5 protein-coding genes, 1 pseudogene and 1 riboswitch are annotated in these 5,437 nt (G+C 64.6%); of the genes and pseudogenes, 4 read left to right on the forward strand and 2 right to left on the reverse strand.

What is annotated here, in order from left to right; translation table 11 throughout:
* Positions 1–223: 223 nt before the first annotated feature.
* On the reverse strand, positions 224–1,234 hold the full coding sequence (gene thiB, locus FJ980_RS28995; protein WP_140547065.1) for a thiamine ABC transporter substrate binding subunit: 1,011 nt from the start codon (positions 1,232–1,234) through the stop codon (positions 224–226).
* A gap of 45 nt (positions 1,235–1,279) precedes the next feature.
* A riboswitch (TPP riboswitch) is annotated at positions 1,280–1,385 on the reverse strand.
* Between the two features lie 135 nt (positions 1,386–1,520).
* Here thiB and FJ980_RS29000 point away from each other — a divergent pair.
* The 4 genes from FJ980_RS29000 (at position 1,521) to FJ980_RS29015 (ending at position 4,594) form a co-directional block, all read left to right on the forward strand.
* On the forward strand, positions 1,521–2,165 hold the full coding sequence (locus FJ980_RS29000) for a thiamine diphosphokinase (RefSeq protein WP_140547066.1): 645 nt from the start codon (positions 1,521–1,523) through the stop codon (positions 2,163–2,165).
* Position 2,166: 1 nt separating this feature from the next.
* On the forward strand, positions 2,167–3,981 hold the full coding sequence (locus FJ980_RS29005) for an ABC-F family ATP-binding cassette domain-containing protein (protein ID WP_140547067.1): 1,815 nt from the start codon (positions 2,167–2,169) through the stop codon (positions 3,979–3,981).
* 68 nt (positions 3,982–4,049) lie between these two features.
* The gene (locus FJ980_RS29010) at positions 4,050–4,292 is read left to right on the forward strand and encodes a type II toxin-antitoxin system CcdA family antitoxin (RefSeq protein WP_140547068.1); all 243 of its coding nucleotides are present in this window, start codon (positions 4,050–4,052) and stop codon (positions 4,290–4,292) included.
* The gene (locus FJ980_RS29015; protein WP_140547069.1) at positions 4,292–4,594 is read left to right on the forward strand and encodes a CcdB family protein; all 303 of its coding nucleotides are present in this window, start codon (positions 4,292–4,294) and stop codon (positions 4,592–4,594) included. The genes FJ980_RS29010 and FJ980_RS29015 overlap by 1 nt, the downstream gene beginning before the upstream one ends.
* 127 nt (positions 4,595–4,721) lie before the next feature.
* On the opposite strand, the pseudogene FJ980_RS29020 reads toward FJ980_RS29015, so the two are convergent.
* A pseudogene (locus FJ980_RS29020) lies at positions 4,722–5,437 on the reverse strand (hypothetical protein); the annotation flags it as partial.

A 5,437-nucleotide genomic window follows, 5' to 3' on the forward strand; every position in this document is an offset into this window, starting at 1 on the left:
CTGCACATACAGGGTTCGAGTTAACGCATGCCGCGTTCCTTCGCGCCCCCCTCTGTCCTGCCGGACATCTCCCCCTCTAGGGGGGAGATTGGCAGCTTTGGCGCCGCGCTCGATCCTGCAACGTCGGAGATTGGCGAAGGTCGGCGTGACAGCCAATCTCCCCCCTAGAGGGGGAGATGTCCGGCAGGACAGAGAGGGGGGCCTTGGCGCAAGCATCGCAGCCCTACTTGCTCATCACCGCCAGCCACTCATCCACCCACGCCTTGCGGTTGGCGGCGACCTCCTGCGGGCTGAACAGCAAGGTCTTGGTCGGCTTCACCAGTTTGTCGAAGGCCGGGTTGAGCGGCTTGTCGGTCTTGCCGGCCGGGAACATCCAGTTGGTTTCCGGAATGACATCCTGGAATTTCGGTCCCGTCATGAAGGCAATGAACTTTTGCGCCAGCGGGTTCTTCGCGCCCGTCGTGGTGATGCCGGCAACCTCGATCTGCAGGTACTCGCCTTCTTCGAACGAGGCCGCCTGGTAGCGCTCGGTGTTCTCGGCCACCATGTGGTAGGCCGGCGAGGTGGTGTAGGACAGCACCATCGGCGCCTCGCCCTTGGTGAACAGGCCATAGGCCTCGCTCCAGCCCGGCGTCACCGTCAGGACCTTGGTCTTGAGCTTTGCCCAGGCCTCCGGCGCCTTGTCGCCATAGACCGACTTCACCCACAAAAGCAGCCCGAGGCCGGGCGTCGAGGTGCGCGGATCCTGAATGACGATCTTGTCCGTGCCGGCGCCCTCAACCAGCTCCTTCAGGCTCTTCGGCGGGACTTTAAGCTTCTGCGTGTCATAGACGACAGCGAAATAGCCGTAGTCGAAAGGCACGAAAGTGTCGTCGCTCCAGCCTCCAGGCACGTCGATGCCGGAGACTTCGCCATGCGGCGCGAACAGTCCGCTCGCCTTGGCGTCGGCGGTGAGATTGGTGTCGAGGCCGAGCACGATGTCGGCCTTGGTGCCGGCGCCTTCGAGCTTGACGCGGTTGAGGAGCGCAACGCCGTCGGCCACCGAGACGAATTCGAGATCGCAGCCGCATTCGGCCTCGAATTCCTTCTTCACCGCCGGGCCGGGACCCCAATCGGCCGTAAAGCTTTCATAGGTATAGACGGTGAGCTTGTCCTTTGCAGCGGCAGGCGCGACGCCCGCCAGAAGCGAAACAAGGCCGGTTGCGAGAATGAGATGGGACAGTATTGCGCGCATATCGGCGCCTCCTTCGTTCGAGTGACAAGGAATTGAGGCGCCGGATCGTCCGAAACGTCTAATCCCTCCGCCGGTACAAACCGGATCAGGTTCAGCGGGTTGGCTTGATTGCCTCTCAGCCGGATCACGTCCGGCACCCCGTTAGAGCGTTTCGACAGATAGGCCCGGCCGAAGCAGCGCGCAAGCGGAAGTTTGCCGGGCAGCTAATGTTCGCCGGCAGGCTCGCAGCCGAAGCGCGCGGCATCCCGCTTCCGTTTCGCCCGACGGGCTGGTAAGGGCGACGGCCATGGGCACATTCACCATCCTGCTTGGCGGCGAGCTTATCCGCACGCCCCGGCTCGAACGCCAGATCGAAGGCTCGCGCGTCATCGCCGCCGATGCCGGCATTGGCCATGCCCGCATGCTTGGGCTTGTCCCCGAACTTTGGGTCGGCGATTTCGACTCGGTGCCGGCGAACCTGCCGGATGATCTCGCCGCCGTGCCGCGAAAAGTCTTTCCGGCCGAGAAAGACATGACTGATGGCGAGCTCGCCATAGCGGAAGCGCTTCAGCGAGGCGCCACCAGCCTCGTGTTGGCCGGTGCCTTTGGCGGCAAGCGCGCCGACCACGCCTTCCTGCATCTGGCGCTGGCCATGCGGCTGGCCGAGGCTGGCACGACCGTGCTGCTGACGAGCGGCGCGCAGGAAGGCGTTCCCATCCTGCGCGGCAAGGCCAGCTTCGACTATGACGACGCCACCTTGTTTTCGGTGCTCGGCTTTTCCGACCTGTCCGGCCTGACGGTCACCGGCGCCAAATGGCCGCTCGACCGCGTCGAGGTGGCGTTCGGCTCCTCACTCACTATATCAAACGAGGTCAAAGGGCAGCTTGGCATCGCGCTGGAGCGCGGCCGGGCGCTGCTTCTGGCCCACCCCTATCCTCTTCCAGAAAGTTGACATGGCGCCGCCACTCCTCAACCTCGACGGCATTAAACTGACCTTCGGCGGCACACCGCTGCTCGACGGCGCGGCGCTCAGCGCATCCGCCGGCGAGAAGATCGCGCTGGTCGGACGCAACGGCTCGGGCAAGTCGACGCTGCTCAAGATCGCCGCCGGGATGATCGAGCCGCAGGACGGCGAGGTGTTCCGTCAGCCTTCGGCCACGGTCCGCTATCTGCCGCAGATGCCGGACATGGACGGCTTCGCCGACGTGCGCGCCTATGTCGAGGCGGGCCTTGGCCCGGCCGACGATCCGCATCGCGCCACCTATCTGATGGAACATCTTGGCCTGACCGGCGAGGAGCGGCCGAACGACCTGTCCGGCGGCGAGGCGCGCCGCGCCGCCCTTGCCCGCGTCATGGCGCCGGAACCCGACATCCTGCTCCTCGACGAGCCGACCAACCATCTCGACCTTTCGGTGATTGAATGGCTGGAAGAAGAGCTCGCCCGCACCTCCTCCGCGGTGATCCTGATCTCGCATGACCGCCGTTTCCTCGAGCGCGTCACGCGCGCCACCGTCTGGCTGGACCGCGGCCAGACGCGGCGGCTGGACAAGGGCTTTGCCCATTTCGAGGAGTGGCGCGACCAGGTGTTGGAAGAGGAAGAGCGCGACCAGCACAAGCTCGGCCGCCAGATCGTGCGCGAGGAACATTGGCTGCGCTACGGGGTGACCGCCAGGCGCAAGCGCAACATGCGCCGCCTCGGCGAGTTGCAAACCATGCGCCAGCGCTTCCGCAGTCATCGCGGCGCCGAGGGCACCGCGACGATGGTGGCCAGCGACGCCGCCGAATCCGGCAAGCTGGTGATCGAGGCCAGGAACATCGACAAGAGCTTTGGCGATCTCACCGTGGTCAAGGGGTTCTCGACCCGCATCCAGCGCGGCGACCGCGTCGGCCTGGTCGGCCCGAACGGTGCCGGCAAGACGACATTGTTGAAGATGCTGACCGGCGAGCTGGCACCGGACGCCGGCACCGTGCGGCTCGGCGTCAATCTCGAGATTGCGACGCTCGATCAGAAGCGCGAGGCTGTCGATCCGCAGGAGACGCTGGCGCATTACCTCACCGATGGGCGCGGCGAGAACCTTGTCGTCAATGGCGAGCAGCGTCATGTCGTCTCCTACATGAAGGATTTCCTGTTCAAGCCTGAGCAGGCCCGCACGCCGGTGCGCGAGCTTTCCGGCGGCGAACGCGCACGGCTGCTTTTGGCCCGCGTGCTGGCCCGGCCGGCGAACCTTCTGGTGCTCGACGAACCGACCAACGATCTCGACATGGAGACGCTGGAGCTGCTGCAGGAGCTTGTCGCGGGCTTTGCCGGAACCGTGATCCTGGTCAGCCACGACCGCGACTTCCTCGACCGCACCGTCACCAGCGTGATCGCGCCGGACGGCGGCGGCCGCTGGATCGAATATGCCGGCGGCTATTCCGACATGCTGGCGCAGCGCGGCGGCTCCAGGCTGGAAGACCGCAAGGCAAGGTCCAAGACCGAGGCGAGCGAGGCTGGACCGAAAGCAGAACCGGCGGCGCCCAAAGGCCCCGCGAAAAAGCTCTCGTTCAAGCAGAAATTCGCACTGGATTCACTGCCTAAGAAGATCGAAGCGGTGACGGCCTCGATCTCGCGGCTGGAGAACAACATCGCCGACCCGTCCTTCTACGAGCGCGACCCCGCCTCGTTCCAGAAGACTATCGCCGCGCTCGACAAGGAGCGCACGACGCTTGCCGCACTCGAGGAAGAGTGGCTGGAACTGGAGATGCTGCGCGAAGAGATGGAGGGGTGAAGGGGCGGATGCACCTTGCCACAATAGGGGAGGTGCGCATACTATATACGCATGTTGCGGAGGTCATCATGCGCAAGATAGCCGCAAATGCGGTCCGTCAGCCTGCAAATCTATCGATCGATTCCCGGCTCATGAAGGAAGCAAAAGGTCTCAATGTGAATGTGTCCCGCGCCGCTGAGGCCGGGATTGCCGAAGCGGTCGCTGCCGAAAAAACACGGCTTTGGAAGCTTGAGAACCGCGCCACCATGGATGCGTGGAACGACTATGTCGAAAAGCACGGCATTCCACTCAAGGAACATCGGCAGTTCTGATGGCGCGCTATGACGTCTTCGCTGCTGACGGCACCGAAGGCGTCTACCTTCTCGACGTCCAATCCGACCTGCTGGACAATTTCAAGACGCGGGTCGTTGTCCCGCTTCTGCCGATCGCGACAGCCCCGTCCCCGATGCGCAAGCTTCATCCGATCTTCGAGATCAACGGGCGCAAGCTGGTGATGGCTACCCAATTGATCGCCACAGTTTCAACGACCGAGCTCGGCGAAAGCAGGCTGAACCTGACGCGGCATCACGACGAGATCGTCGCCGCTCTCGACATGCTGTTTCAGGGCTTCTAGAGCAATTCCCGGAAAAGTGTGAGCGGTTTCCGTCCGGAATTGCGTAGAAAACAAAGAGATAGGGCGTTTCGTCGTTTCCGTGAAACGGTGAAACGCACTAAGCGGCGGCTTAAGACCGCCGCTGCCATTACCCCGATGTCTTCGCCGCCCAGGCCTTCAGCGCCTCGTCAAACACCTTCTCGCCGGGGATGCCCTTTTCCATGGTGAGCAGGGCGCGGCGTCCGGTCTTGTAGACCACCGGCACGTCGATCCAGGCCTGGCCTCTCAGCAGCGTCAGGTTGGCGTCCTCGTCGGCCTTGGTGTCGTTGAGCGCGACGAGGAAGAAGCCGTCGGCGATCTTGGCCGGGATGCCGATCAGCGGGCTGCCGGCGTCCTGCTCGGAGCTCTTCATGGCAATGCGCAGGATGTTGTCGACGCCGCCGCCGTCGAACCCTTCCGGCGTCAGGAAGATCATCTCGACGATGTGGCTGGCGGGCAGCGTCTGGTCGGTGTTGCGCCGGATCGTCATGCGCAGCTGGATATTCTTGCCCGGGATCGTCGCCTCGGCGCGGATCGCCGGTTCCGGCGGCAGGTCGCCGCCGGGCGATTCCTGCACAAGCGACCACACGATGCTGCCTGGCTCGGCCGTGCCCTGCTGCGTGCTGGTGCGCTCCTCATAGAAGATCGCCTTCTGCCCGACCGGCACGGTCGCCTCGGCAGTCGCCGGTGCCGGCGCAGCCGGTGTCGTGCTCGCGGGCGGCGGCGTTGTCGCTGCCGCAGGCGGCGTGGCGCCGGCCGCGGGCGGCGTTGCCACGTTAGCCGCCGGCGGCGTGGTTCCGGCTGCGGGCGGCGTTGGATTGGCAG

The organism is Mesorhizobium sp. B1-1-5, from assembly GCF_006443065.1.
Lineage (GTDB): Bacteria > Pseudomonadota > Alphaproteobacteria > Rhizobiales > Rhizobiaceae > Mesorhizobium.

What these genes read in the sequence shown, in the direction of transcription:
- thiB (WP_140547065.1), bottom strand. Translation starts at nt 1,234, where the DNA reads ATGCGCGCAATACTGTCCCATCTCATTCTCGCAACCGGCCTTGTTTCG.
- FJ980_RS29000 (WP_140547066.1), top strand. Translation starts at nt 1,521, where the DNA reads ATGGGCACATTCACCATCCTGCTTGGCGGCGAGCTTATCCGCACGCCC.
- FJ980_RS29015 (WP_140547069.1), top strand. Translation starts at nt 4,292, where the DNA reads ATGGCGCGCTATGACGTCTTCGCTGCTGACGGCACCGAAGGCGTCTAC.
- FJ980_RS29010 (WP_140547068.1), top strand. Translation starts at nt 4,050, where the DNA reads ATGCGCAAGATAGCCGCAAATGCGGTCCGTCAGCCTGCAAATCTATCG.
- FJ980_RS29005 (WP_140547067.1), top strand. Translation starts at nt 2,167, where the DNA reads ATGGCGCCGCCACTCCTCAACCTCGACGGCATTAAACTGACCTTCGGC.